We start from the raw sequence: 19,617 nt of genomic DNA, 5'->3' as shown, positions 1-19,617 counted from the left end.
CTCGCCGAGGCAAGATCGAACGCCCGTGCCCGCCGGTACCCGACTCCGCGTCAAGTGGTGACGGGCCCTGCGCCTATGGTTGCTCCAGCGCTCAGTCAAAAGCACATGCCCGCCTGCCGCTCGCGTTAGGACAGCAAGGACAGCGATGCCCCCCAACACCACCGCCACATCGGGTGACAAGCCCGGCAAGACCGGCAGGAAGAAGGGGCGCAAAGCCCGTCTGATCGTTCTGGTGCTCGTCCTGGCCGTCGTCGGAGGCATCGCCTTTGGGGCCTACTGGTCGATCAGCACCGTCCGTGCGTCCTTCCCGCAGACCAAGGGTTCGATCACGCTCGAAGGCCTCTCCGGGCCCGTCACCGTGAAGCGCGACGGCAACGGCATTCCGCAGATCTACGCCTCGACCGACGCCGACCTGTTCATGGCCCAGGGCTACGTCCAGGCGCAGGACCGGTTCTACGAGATGGACGTGCGCCGCCACATGACGTCCGGGCGCCTGTCGGAGATGTTCGGCAAGGGCCAGGTGAAGAACGACGAGTTCCTGCGCACCCTGGGCTGGGACCGGGTCGCGAAGCAGGAGTACGACACCAAGCTGTCGGCCGCCACGAAGAAATACCTCCAGGCGTACTCCGAGGGGGTCAACGCCTACCTGGCCGGCAAGGACGGCAAGGACATCTCCCTGGAGTACGCGGCCCTCGGCTTCGTCAACGACTACAAGCCCGAGCAGTGGACCCCGGTCGACTCGATCTCCTGGCTGAAGGCGATGGCCTGGGACCTGCGCGGCAACATGCAGGACGAGATCGACCGCGCCCTGATGACCAGCCGCCTCGACCCGCAGCAGATCAAGGACCTCTACCCGGACTACCCGTACAGCCGCAACAAGGCGATCGTCCAGGAGGGCCAGTACGACGACGTCACCCGGACGTTCCAGCAGGGCGGCGCCACGAGCGGCTCCGGGACCCCGACGGGCACCGGCACCGGCACGACCTCGTCGTCCTCCGGTTCGGCGGTCACGAGCCAGCTGGCGGGCCTCTACAACGTCCTGGACGACGTCCCCACGGCCGTCGGTGTGAACGGCCAGGGCATCGGCTCCAACTCCTGGGTAATCGGCGGCCAGTACACCATCAGCGGCAAGCCGCTGCTCGCCAACGACCCGCACCTGTCGGCCTCGCTGCCGTCCGTCTGGTACCAGATGGGCCTGCACTGCACCACGGTCTCCAGCAAGTGCCAGTACGACGTCACGGGCTACACCTTCGCCGGCATGCCCGGAGTGATAATCGGCCACAACGCGGACATCGCCTGGGGCATGACCAACTCCGGTGTCGACGTCACCGACCTCTACCTGGAGAAGCTCTCCGGCGACGGCTACCTCTACAACGGCAGGACCAAGCCCTTCACCACGCGTGAGGAGACCATCAAGGTCGCCGGCGGCGCGTCGAAGACGATCGTCGTACGCCAGACCGCCGACGGCATGCCCCTGCTGTCCGACCGCGACGACGAACTCGTCCAGGTCGGCAAGAGGGCCACCGTCAACACCGCCGCACCCGACCGCGGCGACGGCTACGGCATCGCCCTGCGGTGGACCGCGCTGGACCCCGGCACCACCATGGACGCCGTCTTCGCCCTCGACAAGGCGTCCGACTGGAGCGAGTTCCGGGACGCGGCCGCCCAGTTCGACGTGCCCTCGCAGAACCTGATCTACGCCGACACCAAGAACGACATCGGCTACACGCTGCCGGGCAAGATCCCCACGCGGTCCTCGGTGGACGACGGCTCCGTCCCCGCCCCGGGCTGGGACTCCAAGTACAAGTGGACCGGGTTCATCAAGAAGGACGAACTGCCCTACGAGTACAACCCGAAGCGCGGCTACATCGTCACCGCCAACCAGGCCGTGATCGACAAGGGCAAGTACCCCTACACCCTCACCACGGACTGGGGCTACGGCACCCGCAGCCAGCGCATCACCGACCTGATCGAGTCGAAGATCAAGGACGGCGGCAAGATCTCCACCGACGACATGCGCCAGATGCAGCTGGACAACAGCAGTGAGATCGCCAAGCTGCTGGTGCCCAGGCTGCTGAAGATCAACCTCGACGACAAGAACGTGCGCGAGGCCCAGAAGCTGCTCGAGGGCTGGGACTACACCCAGGACTCCGACTCGGCGGCCGCCGCCTACTTCAACGCGGTCTGGCGCAACGTCCTCAAGCTCGCCTTCGGCAACAAGCTGCCCAAGGAGCTGCGGGTCAAGGGCCAGTGCCTGTGGGTCGACAAGATCGACAGCACCGGCCCGGTCGACGACGACGCCAAGGTGCGCGAGTGCGGCGAGCGCGACGCCGACCAGGCCCAGCCGGACGGCGGCGACCGCTGGTTCGAGGTGGTCCGCAACCTCATGAACCAGCCGAACAGCGCCTGGTGGAAGACGCCGCAGTCGGGCACCCGCCCCAAGGCCGACAACATGAACGAGCTGTTCGCGCGCGCCATGATCGACGCCCGCTGGGAGCTGACCGCCAAGCTCGGCAAGGACATCGACACCTGGAGCTGGGGCCGGCTGCACCGGCTGTTCCTGAAGAACCAGACCCTGGGCACCGACGGCCCGAGCTTCCTGCAGTACGTCCTCAACCGCGGTCCCTGGAAGCTCAGCGGCGGCGAGGCCACGGTCAACGCGACCGGCTGGAACGCGGCCGGCGGCTACGGCGTCGTCTGGGTCCCGTCCATGCGGATGGTCGTCAACCTCGACGACCTCGACAAATCCAAGTGGATCAACCTGACGGGGGCCTCCGGCCACGCCTTCAGCGCCCACTACACCGACCAGACGGGCAAGTGGGCCGCGGGCGAGCTGCTCCCGTGGTCGTTCTCGGACAAGGCGGTCGACAAGAGCACCAGCGACACGCTCGTCCTCAAGCCGTGAGCGACTGACCGCACCCCGGGCACCGCCGAAACGGCCCGCCACGCACGCGTGGCGGGCCGTTTCGCACCAGTGCGGTGCACGGGACCGTTCAAGGGCCGGCGAACCGGCGGGTGCCCGACGGCGTCACCACCGCCTGCACCGGCCGGTCGTGCGCCTCCGCGGGCACGTGCCCGACGATCTCCGTGCCGTAGAGCAGCACCACGAGCGCGGGCCGCGCGCCCGCGCGTTCCAGCCGGGCCAGCACACGGTCGTACGACCCGCCGCCGCGCCCCAGCCGCATCCCGCGCGCGTCCACCGCCAGGCCCGGCAGCAGCACCACGTCCGCGCGGAGCACCGCGTCAGGCCCGAGGCGTTCACCCGAGGGTTCCAACAGGGCCATTTTCCCGCCATGTCGGACGAGGGCCAGGGAGTCCTCCCCGGCATAGGCGCCCCAGTCCAGGTCGTTGTCGGGCAGCAGAACGGGGAGCAGGACCCGCACACCCCGCGCGAGCAGCGCGTCCAGCAGGGGCAGGGTGCCCGGCTCGTTCCCGACGGAGACGTAGGCCGCGACGGTTTGCGCGCCCGCCAGCTCGGGCAGCTCCAGTGCGTGTCCGGCCAGCGCGTCGGCCGCCTCCCTGACGACATCCGTCGTCAACCTGTTCCTCACTCCCAGGAAGTTCCGCCGCAATGTCGGCTTGTCACTCTCGGCCTCGGGTCCACCGTGCTCCACTGGTCGTTCCCGCACCCTTCTTAATCAGGTCATATGCGTGCCAATTGACCGGAGGCTCAGATTCTCCGCAAAGGCACCGGATAAGGTTGCGGACATGACTCAGTCGCACCCCAGGATCAGCAAGGCTGTCATTCCCGCGGCAGGCCTCGGCACCCGGTTCCTGCCGGCCACCAAGGCCACTCCCAAGGAGATGCTGCCGGTCGTCGACAAGCCGGCGATCCAGTACGTGGTCGAGGAGGCCGTGTCCGCGGGGCTCGACGACGTCCTCATGATCACCGGACGCAACAAGCGTCCCCTGGAGGACCACTTCGACCGCAACTACGAGTTGGAGTCGGCCCTCCAGAAGAAGGGCGACGCCCACCGGCTCGCCAAGGTGCAGGAGTCCAGCGACCTGGCCACGATGCACTACGTGCGCCAGGGCGACCCCAGGGGCCTCGGCCACGCCGTGCTGTGCGCGGCCCCGCACGTCGGCCACGAGCCCTTCGCCGTGCTGCTCGGCGACGACCTGATCGACCCCCGCGACCCGCTGCTCCAGCGCATGATCGAGGTCCAGGAGCGGCACGGCGGCAGCGTGATCGCGCTCATGGAGGTCGCCCCCGAGCAGATCCACCTCTACGGCTCGGCGGCCGTCGAGACCACCACCGACGGCGACGTCGTCAAGGTGACGGGACTGGTGGAGAAGCCGGACGCGGCGGACGCCCCGTCCAACTACGCGGTCATCGGCCGGTATGTGCTCGACCCGCACATCTTCGACATACTGCGGCGCACCGAACCGGGCCGCGGCGGCGAGATCCAGCTCACCGACGCCCTCCAGCAGCTCGCCCAGGACGAAAAGGCCGGCGGCCCGGTGCACGGCGTCGTCTTCCAGGGCCGGCGGTACGACACCGGCGACCGCGGCGACTATCTGCGTGCCATTGTCAGACTCGCGTGCGAACGTGAAGACCTGGGACCGGACTTCCGGGCCTGGCTTCGCAGTTACGTAGCCGAGGAGATGCAGCAGAGTTGAGCAGCGCCGCGACCCGCCCCGCCGGCCCGGACCGTCTGTGGTCGGTGGACGAGCACCTGGAGGACATCCTCTCGACCGTCCGCCCCCTGGACCCCATCGAGCTGCAACTCCTCGACGCGCAGGGCTGCGTCCTGGTCGACGACGTCATGGTGCCGGTCTCGCTGCCGCCCTTCGACAACAGCTCCATGGACGGGTACGCGGTACGGGTCACGGACGTGGCGGGTGCGAGCGAGGAGTTCCCGGCCGTCCTGGAGGTCGTCGGGGACGTCGCGGCGGGCGCGGCCGAGCTGACCCCCGTCGGCCCCGGCCAGGCGGCCCGCATCATGACCGGCGCCCCGCTGCCGCCCGGCGCGGAGGCCGTCGTCCCCGTGGAGTGGACCGACGGCGGGCTCGGCGAGGGACCGGTCACCGGGATGCGGGCGCGCAGCCTCACGCCCGAGGGCGCCCGGGGACACGTGCGCGTGCACCGGCCGGCCGAGGCACGCGCGCACGTGCGCGCGAAGGGCAGCGACGTGAAGGCGGGCGACCTCGCCCTGGAGGCCGGCACCGTGCTCGGCGCACCGCAGATCGCCCTGCTCGCCGCGGTCGGCCGCGGCACGGTGCGGGTGCGCCCGCGCCCGCGCGTGGTCGTCGTGTCCACCGGCAGCGAACTCGTCCAGCCCGGCGAGGAACTGGGCAGCGGCCAGATCTACGACTCCAACAGCTTCGCCCTCACCGCCGCCGCCCGGGACGCCGGTGCCATCGCCTACCGGGTGGGCGCCGTCGTGGACGACGCCGAGACGCTGCGCTCCACCATCGAGGACCAGCTCGTCCGCGCCGACCTGATGGTCACCACGGGCGGGGTGAGCGTGGGGGCGTACGACGTCGTCAAGGAGGCGCTGGCGCACGTCGCCGACGAGGACGAGGCGGGCGGCGGCATCGACTTCCGCAAGCTCGCCATGCAGCCGGGCAAGCCCCAGGGCTTCGGCTCCATCGGCCCCGAGCACACCCCGCTGCTGGCCCTGCCGGGCAACCCCGTGTCGTCGTACGTCTCCTTCGAGCTGTTCGTCCGGCCCGTCATCCGCACCCTGATGGGCCTGCCCGACGTCCACCGGCCCCGCACCACGGCGACGCTCAGGGCGGGCAGGGCGCTGAGCTCCCCGAAGGGGCGCCGGCAGTTCCTGCGCGGGGCGTACGCGGACGGCGAGGTCACCGCCGTGGGCGGGGCCGGCTCGCACCTGGTCGCGGCACTGGCGCATGCCGACGCGCTGATCGTCGTACCGGAGGACGTGGAAACCGTCGAGCCGGGCACCGAGGTCGAGGTCGTCCTGCTCGGCCGGCCGTAGGGCCCGGTGGGCGGTGCTGTCCGGCGGACGGTCCTGCCCGGTCGTGTGCGCCTGCTTGGCGGTACCGTGTCGCGCACAGCAGGCCCGAGCGCCGCACCGCGACGGGCCCGGACCGGGAGTGCCACACAGCATGACTGAGCCCTTCCGGGGGGAGACCCCCGGACCCCCAGTGCCCGAGCGTCTGACGCACATCGACGACGCGGGCGCCGCCCGCATGGTCGACGTGTCCGGCAAGGACGTGACCGCGCGCACCGCCCGCGCGAGCGGACGCGTCCTCGTCTCGCCCCGCGTGGTCGAGCTGCTGCGCGGCGAGGGCGTTCCCAAGGGCGACGCCCTCGCCACCGCGCGCATCGCCGGGATCATGGGGGCCAAGCGCACCCCCGATCTGATCCCGCTGTGCCACCCCTTGTCGGTCTCCGGTGTGAGACTGGACCTGACGGTCGCGGACGACGCGGTGGAGATCCTGGCCACCGTGCGGACGACGGACCGCACGGGCGTCGAGATGGAAGCCCTCACGGCGGTCTCCGTCGCGGCCCTCACCGTGATCGACATGGTCAAGGCGGTCGACAAGGGAGCGGTCATCACGGACGTACGCGTGGAGGAGAAGACGGGCGGCAAGTCGGGCGACTGGAGCCGGACGTGACGGGCGGGCCCGCGGGCGGCGGTGCGCCGTACCGGGCGCTCGTGGTGACCGCCTCCAACCGTGCCGCCGCCGGGGTCTACGAGGACCGGGGCGGTCCGCTGGTCGCGGCCGGCCTCAGGGGTTTCGGGTTCACCGTCGACGGGCCACGGGTCGTGCCGGACGGGGAGCCCGTCGCGGCCGAGCTGCGCGCCGGGGTCGAGGCCGGGTACGACGTCGTCGTGACCACCGGCGGCACCGGTGTCTCGCCCACCGACCGCACCCCCGAGGCGACCCGCGCGGTGATCGACTACGAGGTGCCGGGCATCGCGGAGGCCGTCCGGGCGTTCGGACGGGAGAAGGTGCCCACCGCCGCGCTCTCCCGGGGCCTGGCCGGGGTGGCGGGCCGGACACTGATCGTCAACCTTCCGGGGTCCACCGGCGGGGTGCGGGACGGCCTCGCCGTCCTGGAACCGCTGCTGGCACACGCCGTCGACCAGATCCGCGGCGGCGACCACCCCGGAACCGGCAGTGGAGGTGCGAGCTGAACAGCCCTTCCTGGCCCGTGGTGCTGGTGGACGGCGATGTCGTCCTGCGGCCCATAAAGGCGCGCGACCAGCGGGACTGGCGCGAGGTCAACCGGCGCAACCGGGACTGGCTGCGCCCCTGGGAGGCGACCATTCCGCCGCCCACCCCCAGCGGGCCGGTCACGCACCGCCCGACCTACCGGCAGATGGTCCGGCACCTGCGCTCCGAGGCGAACGCGGGACGCATGCTGCCGTTCGTCATCGAGTACCAGGGGCGGCTGGTCGGGCAGCTGACGGTCGCCGGGATCACCTGGGGCTCGATGTGCTCGGGACACGTCGGCTACTGGGTGGACCGGTCGGTGGCGGGCCGCGGGGTGATGCCGACGGCCGTCGCGCTCGTGGTGGACCACTGTTTCCGCACCGTCGGGCTGCATCGCATCGAGGTCTGCATTCGCCCCGAGAACCGGCCCAGCCGCCGGGTGGTGGAGAAACTCGGATTCCGCGAGGAGGGGCTGCGGCCGCGTTATCTGCACATCGACGGAGCCTGGCGCGACCACCTCGTCTTCGCCCTGACGGCGGAAGAGGTGCCCGAGGGGTTGCTCGCGCGCTGGCAGCGGGCACGCTCCGGGAGCGCGTCCGCGAAGGCGCCGGGCACCACGGGCGGCCCGAACGCCCCCTGGAATCAGCAGAACACCTCGGGGAATCCCGGCTAGCCCCGGAAATTGAATACATGTTCGAAATTGATCGGTTGGTGACCGCCTCGGGGCGTTGAATTCGCGACTCCGGCGGCCTGTTGATCGCATCGGTCACAAAAAAAGCTCGAAATATCAGCCGGATCGTGCGACACACCGACGCAATTGGCAGATGGCCCCACGCAAACCCCTCTACCGTGTGAGGCGTGAGCAGCAGCGGCCTCATCTACGCAGTCATTGTCGGGGCCTGGGCCGCCTACTTGGTGCCGATGTGGCTCCGTAGGCAGGACGAGCTGAACGAGGCCCGTCCGACGGAACGCTTCAGCACCGCCATCCGGCTGCTGTCCGGACGGGCGGGGATGGAGCGCCGGTACGCCAGGGACCTAAGGGCGCGCTCCGCCTCGGAGGGGGAGCAGGACGCCGGTGATCCGGACGTCACCGACTCGGTGGACGTCCGGGCCTTCGCCATGCCTCCGACCCGCCGTCAGGTCCGGGCGGAGGCGGAGCCGGAGACACCCGGGTACCGGGAACCGGCCCGCGACCAGCAGGCCGCTGCGGCGGCCAAGTCGCCCTCCGCACCGGCACGTCAGCAAGGCGGCGCGGCCGCCTCCGGGCAGGCCCCGGCATCCACCCCCGCGACCGAACCGGACGCGGCGCGCAAACGGGTCCCGGCGGCCCGGCGCGCGCCCTCCTCGCAGACGGCGGCGGCACGCGCCCAGCGCTCGAAGGTGCTCGCGCGCCGTCGGCGCACCACCGTCCTGCTCTTCGTCGCCTTCACGCTCGGCGCGATCGTCGCGGCCGTCGGCGGGCTGGCGTTCCTGTGGGCGCCCGGCGTGCCCGCCGTGATGCTCAGCACGTACATCGCCTACCTGCGCACGCAGGAACGGCGCCGCTTCGCCTACCAGATGGACCGGCGTCAGGCCGAGGCCGCCGCCCAGCGGTTGCGTGAGCGGCAGCCGCGGCGGCGCGCGCCCCTCGATGCGGGCGCGGTCGCCGACGAACCGGACGAGGGCCCGGCGACCGAGACCGACCCCGGGCTGTCCGCGCTCGCCGCGGACCGGCGTGCCCTGGTCGAGCAGACCGACCACGCCGAGTGGGTCGACCAGCAGCGCGAGCGGCAGCGGCGGCCCGGACAGGGAGACAGCTGGGACCCGGTGCCGGTGCCGCTGCCGACCTACGTGACCGCGCCGGTCGCCCCCCGCGCCACCTCCGACGTGGACCTCGGGGCGCCCGACGCGTGGAGTTCCGCGCGGTCCAGCTCCGTCGCGCCGGAGCTGGAGGCGAGGCCGGCGGCGCCGGAGGCCGAGGCGCAGGAGCCCGCCGCCGACGACGACCGGCCGGACGACGGCCGCACCGACGCCCGCCGGGCGGCCTCCGCGCGCCGGGCACGGGAGCGTGGCCGTACGCCGCTGTTCGACCAGTACGAGGACGGCGAGCGCCCGCGCGCGGCCAACGAGTGATCCGCAGCGGTCCCGAGGCTTCCTCGGGACCCCGGTCCTGACCAGTCAGGGAACGGATTTCCAAGCACCCCGACGGGGATGCTAGAGTTTCACTCGTTGCAAGGGCCTGTGGCGCAGTCCGGTAGCGCACCTCGTTCGCATCGAGGGGGCCAGGGGTTCAAATCCCCTCAGGTCCACTGCACACCTGTTCCCGAGTTCACTCGGGAGCGGTTGACGAGATCCCGTCGATCTTCATGATCGGTCGGGATCTTCGTCGTTTCCGGGGGGCCGTTCCCGATCGCCCACCGCGCGACCCGGGCCCGCACCCTGGCCGCGCTCGCGGAGGCGTCCGAACCGTCCCGTGCCCGTCGGCTCGCCGCGCAGGTCGTCGTTCTCGACGGCTGGGACGCCGCCCTGCCCGACCCCGCTGATCGCGAGGAGCATCCGATGATCCCGAAACTGCCCCTGCACAGCCCCCGTTGGCGTGAACTCGACGGTGTGTCAGCCGACGAGGTGAGAGCGCTTCTGGAGGACATGGCGTCCGGCGGTGCCACCGGAAGCGGCGACGCGTGGCCGGGCGCCTGGAAGGACCTGGCCGACGGCCTCATCGAGGACGGAACCGTCTTCGACGGAGCCTATGCGGCCCTGCCCCACCTCATAGCGGCGGCGGCGGACCTGCCCCCGGACCGGACCGTGGATCTCTGGGTGGACATGGGGCTCATCGTGACCGCGGAGGACAGGCCCCCCGTCCCGGCCGATCTCCAGGAGGGCTTCGGCGCCGCACTCCTGCTGGCCGAACAGGCGGCCGTACGGAGCCTCCTCGCCACCGACGCCCCGGCGGACGCCCGTACCTCCCTCGCGCTGAGCTGCCTCGCCTTCGCCGGTCATCACATGGGCACCGCGCTGTGGTCCCTCGAACCGCAGGAGGGGTACCTCGGGCTGCTGTGCCCCGGGTGCGGGAGCGACACCGAGATCCCCGGCTTCTTCGTGGACCCGGTGCGTCCGCCCCTCGAGGCTCCGCGGCCGCCAGGAGCCGTTCCGGTCCGTCCGGGGGAGCACCCATGGGGCGCGGTCGTCACCGCGTTGCGCGAGGAGTCGCTGGGGGAGGGGTGGGAGCCCTTCCTGCGGGTGGCACGCGACGTCGCGGCGGCCGGCGTACACCCCGCAACGCCGGGTCGTGCCGCCCTGTGTCTGGTGGCCGGCCTGGTCGCGGCCGACGGCGCCCCGGGGCAGGCGGAGCAGGCGGGGCAGGCGCGGGCTCGCGAACTGATGCTGCTCACAGGGTTCTTCCGCTGCTGGGACTGCGAACGGACCTGGGCGATCGCCGACGGCCTGGCGGAGAACCCGGATGGCGCGCACCCTCAGCACCACCCCACGGCGGAGCGGACGGCCGCCGACCGTCCGGCTCCCGCCGCGGGGCCGGCGAAGGACGCCCCCACGCGCGCGGTGCCGCCCCGGCTTCGGCGGGACGGGAAGGCACTGGTCAGCGCCGACGGCACGATCTGGGGCCACCTGACGGAGTTCTCGGACTCCGCACCCGACCTCGCGCCTGTCCCTGCCGGTGGCGTCGACGCGCTCACGGCCGTGTCCCGTCCCGGTCAGCCCGCACTCGTCGCCGGTGCCGGTGCCGGTGCCGGTGCCGGCGGCGGGGACCGGGGCGCGGTGTGCCTGTGGGATCCGGCCGACGGCAGGATGGTCCACGGCCCGCTGCCGGGGTGTCCCGGCCGTGTCCGTTCGCTGGCGGCCCTGCCCCTGCCCGACGGCCGCGCCCTCCTGGCCGCCGGGGGCGGGACAGGGACGGTCGTCCTGTGGGATCCCGGCACCGGGCAGCCGGTCCGCGAACCGGTCGGCAGCACGCCCGGTGAGGTGGTCGGTATGTGTGCCGCGACCGTCCCCGACGGCCGGACCCTGCTCGTCACCGCCACCTCCCGAGGCGCGGTCCGGTCGTGGGACCCGGTCACCGGCGAGGCCGTCGGGAGCCTCAACCCGTACGGCAGCCCGATCCGGTCCATCACCGCCGTCCCGATCTCCGCCGGCCATACGCTGGTCGTCGCCGCGGACACCGGGGGCGGCGTCCACGTGTGGGACCCGGCCGTCGGCGACCCCTGGGAGCGGGGCGCGGCCGTACAGTTGAGCGGACGGGCCCTCGGCGGTGCCGTTCACCGGGTGGCAGCCGTGGCGGCCGTACCCGCACCGGACGGCGCGCTGCTGGCCACCGCGGACGACCGGGGCGTGGTCAGGCTGTGGGACCTCGCCACCGGAGACCCGGCCGGCGACCCCCTGCCCGCCTCGACGGGCACCGCAGGCCTCCCGGTCATGACCGCCGCCACGCTGCCCGACGGGCGCCGCGTCCTGGCCGTCGGCAGCAGCCTCGGGCGCCTGCGGGTGTGGGAACCGGAGACCGGCACGGTGCGGCACATCGCCCTCGACCTGGCGCCCACCTGTCTGGCCGTCGCAGGGCCCGACCTGATCGTCGGACACGCCCGCGGAGCCGTCGGCCTCCCCCTCGCCGACCGGTGAGGGGAACGGCACCCCCTGCCCCGCCCGGCCCCGAGGACATCCGACGGCCAGAGCGGTCGACCGCCGCCAACGGCCCTTGAGATCAGGCCATTTCACATTGCGTTCCTCAAACGCGACATGTCAGGGTTCGACGGTGGCCGCCCCGCCCGGTGCGGCCGGCCGCCCGCGAGGCGCCCGGCGGGCGTGACAGGGCACGCAGGGCGTGGGGAGGGGGCGCGATGGCTGGTCTCGAGGTGCACGACAGAACGCTGTGGAGGGTGCCGGGCGGGGGCTTGCTCTACCGCACCCCGGCGATGGCCGACGGCGCCGTCTACGTGCTCCACGGCTACCACGACCTGGTGGCCGTCGACGCGGCCACAGGGGAGCGGCGGTGGACCCTGCAGAACGGGTCCGGCATCGAATCGTCGCCGGTGGCCGCCGACGGCGCCGTGTACTTCGCCGACATGAACGGCCTTCTGACGGCTGTGGACGCCGCGACGGGCGTCGTGCGGTGGAGGTGGCAGGCGCGCCGGTGGCGCCGGTCGAAGATGTCGATGCCGGCGGTGGCCGACCGCTTCGTGCACGTGGCGCACCACAACAGGATGTGGGCGGTCGACGCGGTCACCGGCCGGCCGGTGTGGGACGTCGGGCTGACGGCCCCCGGCACGGTCCGGAACCCGCCGGCGGTGGCCGACGGAGTCCTGTACGCGGCCGGCGGCGGGCATCTGCTGGCCCTGGACGCGGCCACCGGGAGCAGGCGGTGGGACGTCCGTCCCCACGGCGGCGTTCCGCGGACGCCGACGGTCGCCGGCACCGGCGTGTACCTGGGCAACGGCGAAGGCCTGGTCGCGCTGGACGCGGCGACGGGTGCGGAACGCTGGCGGACGTCCCCCGGCCGGACGGTGTGGGCGAGCCCAGCGGTGGCCGAGGGCATCGTGGTCGCCGGAGTCGACGGCTGGTACCTGGTCGCGGTGGACGCCGAGACCGGCGCGGAGAGGTGGCGGCTGAAGACCCGCGGCGAGATCCACGGGACCCCCGCGGTCGCCGACGGCACGGTGTACGCGGGAAGTGACGACGGGCGTCTGTGGGCGGTGGACGCGGCCACGGGCGAGGCCCGGTGGAAGGTCGGGACCACCGGGCCGGTGCACTCCACGCCCCTGGTGAGCGGGGGCACCGTGTACATCGACAGCCTCGACGAGCACCTCTACGCCGTACGGGCCCACCAGCCGGGCGAAGCACCCGCCGAGGACCACCGCGCCGCCTCCGCCCGCCCCGAGCGGACGGGCGTACGCACGCGATCCGCTCCGGCAGGTCCCGGCACGCTCGGCGGCACCGTGCGCTGGCGGGTCCCGGCCCCGGGCGCGGGCCGCCTCACCCCGGCCGTGGCCGACGGCGTCGTGTACCAGACCACCGACGACGGCCTGCTGGCACTGGACGCCGCCACGGGCCGGGAACGGTGGCGACTGGATTCCCCCCACCTCTGGGACTCGTCACCGGCGGTCGTCGACGGCACCCTGTACATCGTCAAAGGGAAGCGGCTGCTGGCCGTGGACGTGGCCACCGGCCGCGTGCGGTGGGAGCGGGTGACCGACCACGTGGACCGCACCCGGCCCGCGGTGGCCGACGGCACGGTGTACACGGCCGGCGGGAACGGAACCCTCTGGGCCGTGGACGCGGCCACCGGCGCCAAGCGCTGGAAGCGCAGACTCGTACCGCGTCGCCGGCGCGCTTACGAGCACTTCACCACCCCCGCCGTGGCCGACGGCCGGGTCTACGTCTGCTACCCCCGCGACTCCCTCTGGGCGGTGGACGCGGTCACGGGGGCCACGCTCTGGGACGCCGGGACCGACTCCTCCCCCCACACCTCACCGGTGGTGTCCGATGGCACCGTCTACATCGGCGGTCACCACGGCCTGATCGCGCTGGACGCCGTCGACGGCACGAAGCGCTGGGAGCGGCGCTTCGGCGACCCGACGTGGTCCACGCCCGCGGTCGTCGACGGGACCGTGTACATGGGCAGCAACGGCTGGTACCTGTGGGCCGTGGACGCCGCCACCGGGAAGAAACGCTGGAGGCAGGAGACCGGAGCCGCTCACGAGTCCTCGCCGGCGGTGGCGGACGGGGCCGTCTACATCGGCAGCGAGGACAGGTCGCTGTGGGCGCTGGACGCGGCCACCGGCGCGGAACGCTGGCGGCTGGAGACCGGCGGGGAGGTGCGCTCGACGCCGGTGGCCGTCGACGGAACCGTGTACGTGGGCAGCGAGGACGGCTTCCTGTACGCGGTGCACACCTGACGCCCGTACGTCCCTACAGATCCCCGCGCAGGTCCTTCGCGAAGCAGCGGCTCGACTCGTAGTGGCGGTAGTAGCCGAACTTGGTGCACGGGGCGTAGCCGCTGGAGGTGTACAGGGCGATGGCCTCGGGCTGCTTGGTGCCGGTCTCCAGGACCATGCGCAGCCGGCCGGCCGCGCGGGCGTCGTCCTCCAGGGCCTTGAGGATCCGGCGGGCCAGGCCCCGGCCGCGCATCCCCTCGACGACGTACATGCGCTTGAGCTCGGCGTCGCCGTCCTCGTTGCCCTCGCCGTTCGCGTCCTGGCTGCGCCAGCCACCGGTGGCCACCGGGCGGTCGGACTCGTCGTACGCGATCAGGTAGACCCCGTTCGGCGGCCGGAAGTCGGAGGCGTCGAGCTCCGTGGCGTCGCCGCCGTCGCCGTAGCGGACGTGGTACTCGGCCTGGACCTCGTCGTTGAGCTTGACGGCGTCGGGGTGGTCGAAAGCAACACGGCGTATGTTCATGAGGAGCATCGTAGATTCGTACGGGCGCTCGATCGGACGGCGCGGTGGGCGTCGGGACTCCGTCCAGTGTGCCGGTATCGTTCCCGGGTGCTGACTGTGACCTCGGTGAATGTGAACGGGCTGCGTGCCGCCGCGAAGAAGGGCTTCGTGGAGTGGCTCGCGGAGACCTCCGCGGACGTGCTCTGCCTCCAGGAGGTGCGCGCGGAACCGCAGCAGCTCCCGGAGGAGGTGCGCGCGCCCGGCGGCTGGCACGTCGTGCACGCGCCCGCGGTGGCCAAGGGGCGCGCGGGCGTCTCCCTGTACACCCGGCGTGAGCCGGACGCGGTACGGATCGGCTTCGGATCGGACGAGTTCGACACGAGCGGACGGTACGTCGAGGCCGACCTTCCCGGTGTCACCGTCGCCTCCCTCTACCTCCCCTCCGGTGAGGTAGGCACCGAGCGGCAGGACGAGAAGGTGCGCTTCATGGCCGAGTTCCACGCCCACCTGAAGGAGCTGCGCGAACGGGCCGCCGCCGACGGGCGCGAGGTCGTCGTCTGCGGCGACTGGAACATCGCCCACCGGCAGGCCGACCTGAAGAACTGGCGTGCCAACGCGAAGAACTCCGGCTTCCTCCCGGAGGAGCGGGAGTGGCTCGGCACCGTCCTGGACCCGGCCGACGGCGGCTACGTCGACGTCGTACGCGCGCTCCACCCGGACATGGAGGGCCCGTACACCTGGTGGTCCTACCGGGGCCGGGCCTTCGACAACGATTCAGGGTGGCGCATCGATTATCAGATGACCACACCCGGGCTCGCCGGCAAGGCGGTCAAGGCGTTCGTGGAGCGGGCCGCCACGCACGCCGAGCGCTGGTCCGACCACGCGCCGGTCACCGTCGTGTACGACCTCTGATCAGTCCTCCTCGGGTTTCCTCCGCAGCCTGCGGTCCAGGGCCAGGGAGACCTCCGCCTCCACCACGCTGCGGGCCAGCGGGCGCAGGCGGGCCAGGTCCTCCTCGGGGCCGTGGCGCAGGACGAGCCGGGCGAAGAGATCGGCGAGGGCGTCGGCGTGTTCGCGTACGCTGCGCCCCGCCGCCAGCACCTCCGCCAGCGGGAAGCCCTCGCGGACCAGGGCCGAGGAGGCGTCGAGGAGGCGGCGGCTGATGTGGACGATGTCGTCGCCGTCGGTGCCCAGGTAGCCGAGTTCCATGGCGGCGGCGAGGTTCTCCGGGGTGACCTCGCCCTCGAAGCGGGCGGCGAGTTCCTCGGGGGTCAGGCGGACCGGTTCCTCCTCGCTGGGGGTGTCGACGCCCAGCAGGTCGGCCACGTCCCGGCCGTGGTCGAGCGCCTCCGCCAGTTCCGCGATGCCGTTGAGGGTGTGGCCGCGCTCGAGGAGTGCCGAGATGGTGCGCAGCCGGGCCAGGTGGTGGTCGTCGTACCAGGCGATACGGCCCTCACGGCGAGGTGGTGCGAGCAGCTTGCGTTCGCGGTAGAAGCGCAGCGTGCGCACGGTTATGCCGGCCTTTCTCGCCAGCTCCTCCATGCGGTACTCGCGCGGTCCGTCGTCGTCTGCCACGGGCGCAGCCTATGTTGTACCGCCGGTAAGTTTCCCGCGTACGGCCCCTACCCATCAGTACGGAGCTGCCCTAGAGTGCGACTGCGCCAGTGATTACTGGCGCAATCACGGTCGAGGTGTGGAGGCTCCGGGATGGCCCAGCACGAACATGTACGGGTGGCGGTGATCGGGTCCGGTTTCGGCGGACTGGGCGCGGCCGTGCGGTTGCGCCGGGAGGGGGTCACCGACTTCGTCGTCCTGGAACGCGCGGCCGGCGTCGGCGGCACCTGGCGGGACAACAGCTATCCGGGATGCGCCTGTGACGTGCCGTCCCACCTGTACTCCTTCTCCTTCGCCCCGAACCCCGACTGGCCGCGCACCTTCTCCGGGCAGGAGCACATCCGCGCCTACCTGGAGCATGTCGCCGACACCTTCGGGCTCCGGCCCCACCTGCGCTTCGGCGCCGAGGTGCGGCGGATGACCTGGGACGCCCGGCAGCTGCGCTGGGACATCGAGACGGCCGCCGGCGCCTTCTCCGCCGACGTCGTCGTCTCCGCCACCGGCCCGCTGTCCGACCCGAAGATCCCCGCGATCCCGGGCCTGGACTCCTTCGAGGGCGAGGTCTTCCACTCGGCCCGCTGGAACCACGACTACGACCTGCGCGGCAAGCGGGTGGCCATGGTCGGCACCGGTGCCTCCGCGATCCAGATCGTGCCCGCGATCCAGCCCCACGTCGCCCGCCTCACCCTCTTCCAGCGCACCCCGCCCTGGGTGATGCCCCGCGTGGACCGCGCCATCGGCGCCGCCGAACGCGGGCTGCACCGGGCGCTGCCCTTCACCACCCGGGCCCGGCGCGGGCTCCTGTGGGGCATCCGGGAGCTCCAGGTCCAGGCGTTCACCAAGCACCCCGACGAACTCGGCCTGGTCGAGAAGCTCGCCCTGCGCAACATGGCCCGCGCCGTCAAGGACCCGGCGCTGCGGGCGAAGCTCACCCCGGACTACCGCATCGGCTGCAAGCGCATCCTGCTGTCCAGCACCTACTATCCGGCGCTCACCCGGCGGAACGTGGACGTGGTGGCGAGCGGCCTCGCCGAGGTCCGCGGTTCGACGGTGGTCGCCGCCGACGGCAGCACCGCCGAGGTCGACGCGATCGTCTTCGGCACCGGCTTCCACGTCACCGACATGCCGATCGCGGAACGCGTCGTCGGCGTCGACGGCCGCACCCTCGCGGAGACCTGGAAGGACGGCATGCAGGCGCTGCGCGGTGCCTCGGCCGCCGGGTTCCCCAACTGGATGACGATCATCGGACCCAACACCGGCCTCGGGAACTCCTCCATGATCCTCATGATCGAGTCCCAGCTGAACTACCTGGCCGACTACCTGCGCCAGCTCCGGGTCCTCGGCGGGCGCGTCGCCCTCGACGCGCGCCCCGGCGCGGTGGCCGCCTGGAACGACAAGGTCCAGGAACGCATGCGGCGCACCGTCTGGAACACCGGCGGCTGCACCAGCTGGTACCTGGACGCGAACGGCCGCAACACCACCATCTGGCCCGGCACGACGACCGAGTTCCGACGCGCGACCCAGCGCGTGGACCTGGCCGAGTACGACGTGATCCGCCCGCCCCTGGCCGGCGACGGGGCCGGGGACGGGGCTGCGGGGGAGGCCGGCGAGCCGGGGGCCAGGTCCGGCGCGGAGGTGGGCGCGTGAGCCGGCCGGCCCATGTGACCAGCGGGCCCTACGCCCCGCCCGTGCCCGCGCGGGAACTCACCGTCGTCTCCGCCGACGGCGCCCGGCTGCACGTCGAGGTGCACGGCCCCGAGGGCGCGCCCCCCGTCGTCCTCGCCCACGGCTGGACCTGCTCCACCGCCTTCTGGGCGGCGCAGATCCGGGAGCTCGCCGTCGACCACCGGGTCGTCGCCTACGACCAGCGGGGGCACGGACGCAGTCCCGCGAGCCCCGCGTGCACCACCGGCGCGCTGGCGGACGACCTGGAAGCGGTACTGGCCGGGACACTGGCGCGCGGGGAGAAAGCCGTGATCGTCGGCCACTCCATGGGCGGCATGACCGTCATGGCGGCCGCCGCGCGTCCCCGCTTCCGGGAGCACGCGGCCGCCGTCCTGCTGTGCAGCACCGGGAGTTCACGGCTGATCGCGGAGGCGCTCGTCATACCGTTGCGCGCCGGGGCCCTGCGCACCCGGCTCACGACGGGTGTGCTGGCGTCGCGCGCCCCGCTCGGACCGGTCACGCCGGTCGCGAAGCGCATCCTCAAGTACGCGACCATGGGCGCCGGTTCCGCCCCGCACATGGTGGAGGCGTGCGCACGCATCGTGCACGCCTGCCCGCGCGCCGTACGGCATGCCTGGGCGGGTGTCCTCGCGGAACTCGACCTCGACGCCGGCGTACGGGAGTTGCGGGTCCCCACGGCGGTCCTCACCGGTGCGGCCGACCGGCTCACGCCCCCGCTGCACGCCCGCGCGCTGGTCGCCGCGCTGCCGCACTCCCTCGGCCTCACCGAGCTGCCCGGCGTCGGCCACATGACGCCGGTCGAGTCGCCGGAGCCGGTCAACGGAAAGATCCGGGAACTCGTCACCGCGTATGTGACGGTCACCCCGGCGGACACCGGCGCCGAGGCGCCCGAGCGGATCACGGAGGGCTCATGAGCAGGGTCGGTCTCGAAGGACAGGTCGCGGTCGTCACCGGAGCGGCGCGCGGGGTCGGCGAGTTGCTCGCCCGCAAGCTGTCCGCACGCGGGGCGAGGGTGGCGCTCGTGGGCCTGGAGGAGGAGGCGCTGAAGGAGGCCGCCGGGCGGCTGCACACCGAAGGCGCCCACTGGTACGCGGACGTCACCGACCACGAGGCGATGAGCCGGGTCGCGGCCGAGGTCAAGGAGCGGTTCGGCAAGGTCGACATCGTGGTGGCCAACGCCGGTGTGGCCAACGGCGGTCCGTTCGCCGACTCGGACCCCGAGGCCTGGCGGCGGGTGATCGAGGTCAACCTGATCGGCTCGGCGGTGACGGCACGGGCGTTCCTGCCGGCGCTCACGGAGAGCCGCGGCTATCTGCTCCAGGTCGCCTCGCTGGCCGCCATCACACCGGCGCCGATGATGAGCGCGTACTGCGCGTCCAAGTCGGGTGTGGAGGCGTACGCCCACAGTCTGCGCGCCGAGGTCGGCCACCAGGGCGTGCGCGTCGGCGTCGCGTACCTGTCGTGGACGGACACCGACATGGTGCGCGGCGCCGACCAGGACGACGTGATGCGGGAGTTGCGCCGGCGGCTGCCGTGGCCGTCGAACAAGACCTACCCGCTGGGTCCGGCGGTGGACCGGATGGTCGCCGGGATCGAACGGCGCTCGGCGCACGTGTACGGGCAGTGGTGGCTGCGCGGGATGCAGGGCGTGCGCGGCTACCTGCCGGCGCTCATCGGGACGGTCGGGCAGCGCGAGATGAAGCGGTTCGCGCCCCGCCTGCAGGGGGTGCGCACGGGGCTCGTCGGCGCGGGCGGGGCGGCGGACGAGCAGGCCCGCGCTACGCAGCGTCACTGATCGACATGCGTGCGTGGTCGGCCCGT

Annotated in this window: 16 protein-coding genes and 1 tRNA gene; 14 read left to right on the top strand and 3 right to left on the bottom strand. The window is 72.5% G+C overall.

Annotation, left to right across the window (positions count from 1 at the left end):
- Positions 1–145: 145 nt before the first annotated feature.
- Complete coding sequence (locus AB0G52_RS09465; RefSeq protein WP_361335305.1) at positions 146–2,905, top strand: penicillin acylase family protein; 2,760 nt, start codon at positions 146–148, stop codon at positions 2,903–2,905.
- A gap of 88 nt (positions 2,906–2,993) precedes the next feature.
- Here AB0G52_RS09465 and AB0G52_RS09460 read toward each other — a convergent pair whose 3' ends face one another.
- The gene (locus AB0G52_RS09460) at positions 2,994–3,614 is read right to left on the bottom strand and encodes a 5-formyltetrahydrofolate cyclo-ligase (RefSeq protein WP_132891948.1); all 621 of its coding nucleotides are present in this window, start codon (positions 3,612–3,614) and stop codon (positions 2,994–2,996) included.
- A gap of 94 nt (positions 3,615–3,708) precedes the next feature.
- Here AB0G52_RS09460 and galU point away from each other — a divergent pair, with 94 nt between their 5' ends.
- The 9 genes from galU (at position 3,709) to AB0G52_RS09415 (ending at position 14,015) form a co-directional block, all read left to right on the top strand.
- Positions 3,709–4,620 (top strand): UTP--glucose-1-phosphate uridylyltransferase GalU, encoded by a 912-nt coding sequence (gene galU / locus AB0G52_RS09455; protein WP_132891947.1) that lies wholly within the window; start codon positions 3,709–3,711, stop codon positions 4,618–4,620.
- Positions 4,617–5,945 carry a gephyrin-like molybdotransferase Glp gene (gene glp, locus AB0G52_RS09450; RefSeq protein ID WP_361335301.1) on the top strand — a complete coding sequence of 443 codons (1,329 nt, stop codon included), beginning with the start codon at positions 4,617–4,619 and terminating at the stop codon, positions 5,943–5,945. Before galU ends, glp begins: the two co-directional genes overlap by 4 nt.
- A gap of 130 nt (positions 5,946–6,075) precedes the next feature.
- On the top strand, positions 6,076–6,588 hold the full coding sequence (moaC, locus tag AB0G52_RS09445; RefSeq protein ID WP_132891945.1) for a cyclic pyranopterin monophosphate synthase MoaC: 513 nt from the start codon (positions 6,076–6,078) through the stop codon (positions 6,586–6,588).
- On the top strand, positions 6,585–7,112 hold the full coding sequence (locus AB0G52_RS09440) for a molybdenum cofactor synthesis domain-containing protein (protein ID WP_361335298.1): 528 nt from the start codon (positions 6,585–6,587) through the stop codon (positions 7,110–7,112). Before moaC ends, AB0G52_RS09440 begins: the two co-directional genes overlap by 4 nt.
- A gap of 20 nt (positions 7,113–7,132) precedes the next feature.
- Entirely contained in the window at positions 7,133–7,804 is a 672-nt protein-coding gene (locus tag AB0G52_RS09435) for a GNAT family protein (RefSeq protein ID WP_132891977.1), read from the top strand.
- A 185-nt stretch (positions 7,805–7,989) separates the two neighbouring features.
- A complete protein-coding gene (gene glpR, locus AB0G52_RS09430; RefSeq protein ID WP_361335295.1) occupies positions 7,990–9,243 on the top strand; it encodes a gephyrin-like molybdotransferase receptor GlpR in 1,254 nt (417 codons plus the stop codon).
- A 102-nt stretch (positions 9,244–9,345) separates the two neighbouring features.
- Positions 9,346–9,419, top strand: a tRNA-Ala gene (locus AB0G52_RS09425).
- Between the two features lie 250 nt (positions 9,420–9,669).
- On the top strand, positions 9,670–11,742 hold the full coding sequence (locus tag AB0G52_RS09420; protein WP_361335292.1) for a hypothetical protein: 2,073 nt from the start codon (positions 9,670–9,672) through the stop codon (positions 11,740–11,742).
- Between the two features lie 218 nt (positions 11,743–11,960).
- Complete coding sequence (locus AB0G52_RS09415; protein ID WP_361335289.1) at positions 11,961–14,015, top strand: PQQ-binding-like beta-propeller repeat protein; 2,055 nt, start codon at positions 11,961–11,963, stop codon at positions 14,013–14,015.
- A 13-nt stretch (positions 14,016–14,028) separates the two neighbouring features.
- Here the strand turns inward: AB0G52_RS09415 and AB0G52_RS09410 are convergent, their stop codons facing one another.
- Positions 14,029–14,517: a GNAT family N-acetyltransferase gene (locus AB0G52_RS09410; RefSeq protein ID WP_361335286.1), complete on the bottom strand. Its 489-nt coding sequence runs from the start codon at positions 14,515–14,517 to the stop codon at positions 14,029–14,031.
- An 87-nt stretch (positions 14,518–14,604) separates the two neighbouring features.
- On the opposite strand from AB0G52_RS09410, the gene AB0G52_RS09405 reads away from it, so the two are divergent.
- Entirely contained in the window at positions 14,605–15,408 is an 804-nt protein-coding gene (locus tag AB0G52_RS09405) for an exodeoxyribonuclease III (protein WP_165939503.1), read from the top strand.
- Here the strand turns inward: AB0G52_RS09405 and AB0G52_RS09400 are convergent, their stop codons facing one another.
- Positions 15,409–16,038, bottom strand: a complete 630-nt coding sequence (locus AB0G52_RS09400) for a MerR family transcriptional regulator (RefSeq protein WP_132891976.1) — start codon at positions 16,036–16,038, stop codon at positions 15,409–15,411.
- 165 nt (positions 16,039–16,203) lie between these two features.
- Here AB0G52_RS09400 and AB0G52_RS09395 point away from each other — a divergent pair, with 165 nt between their 5' ends.
- The 3 genes from AB0G52_RS09395 to AB0G52_RS09385 are packed head-to-tail and all read left to right on the top strand — an operon-like array spanning position 16,204 to position 19,591.
- Positions 16,204–17,757 (top strand): NAD(P)/FAD-dependent oxidoreductase, encoded by a 1,554-nt coding sequence (locus AB0G52_RS09395; RefSeq protein ID WP_361335283.1) that lies wholly within the window; start codon positions 16,204–16,206, stop codon positions 17,755–17,757.
- The gene (locus AB0G52_RS09390) at positions 17,754–18,710 is read left to right on the top strand and encodes an alpha/beta hydrolase (protein ID WP_132891937.1); all 957 of its coding nucleotides are present in this window, start codon (positions 17,754–17,756) and stop codon (positions 18,708–18,710) included. The genes AB0G52_RS09395 and AB0G52_RS09390 overlap by 4 nt, the downstream gene beginning before the upstream one ends.
- Positions 18,707–19,591 (top strand): SDR family oxidoreductase, encoded by an 885-nt coding sequence (locus AB0G52_RS09385; RefSeq protein ID WP_361335280.1) that lies wholly within the window; start codon positions 18,707–18,709, stop codon positions 19,589–19,591. Before AB0G52_RS09390 ends, AB0G52_RS09385 begins: the two co-directional genes overlap by 4 nt.
- Positions 19,592–19,617 lie beyond the last annotated feature (26 nt).

It is taken from the genome of Streptomyces sp. NPDC021562 (assembly GCF_040640875.1).
Classification (GTDB): Bacteria; Actinomycetota; Actinomycetes; order Streptomycetales; family Streptomycetaceae; genus Streptomyces.
This window is presented reverse-complemented; position numbering and strand designations above follow the sequence as displayed.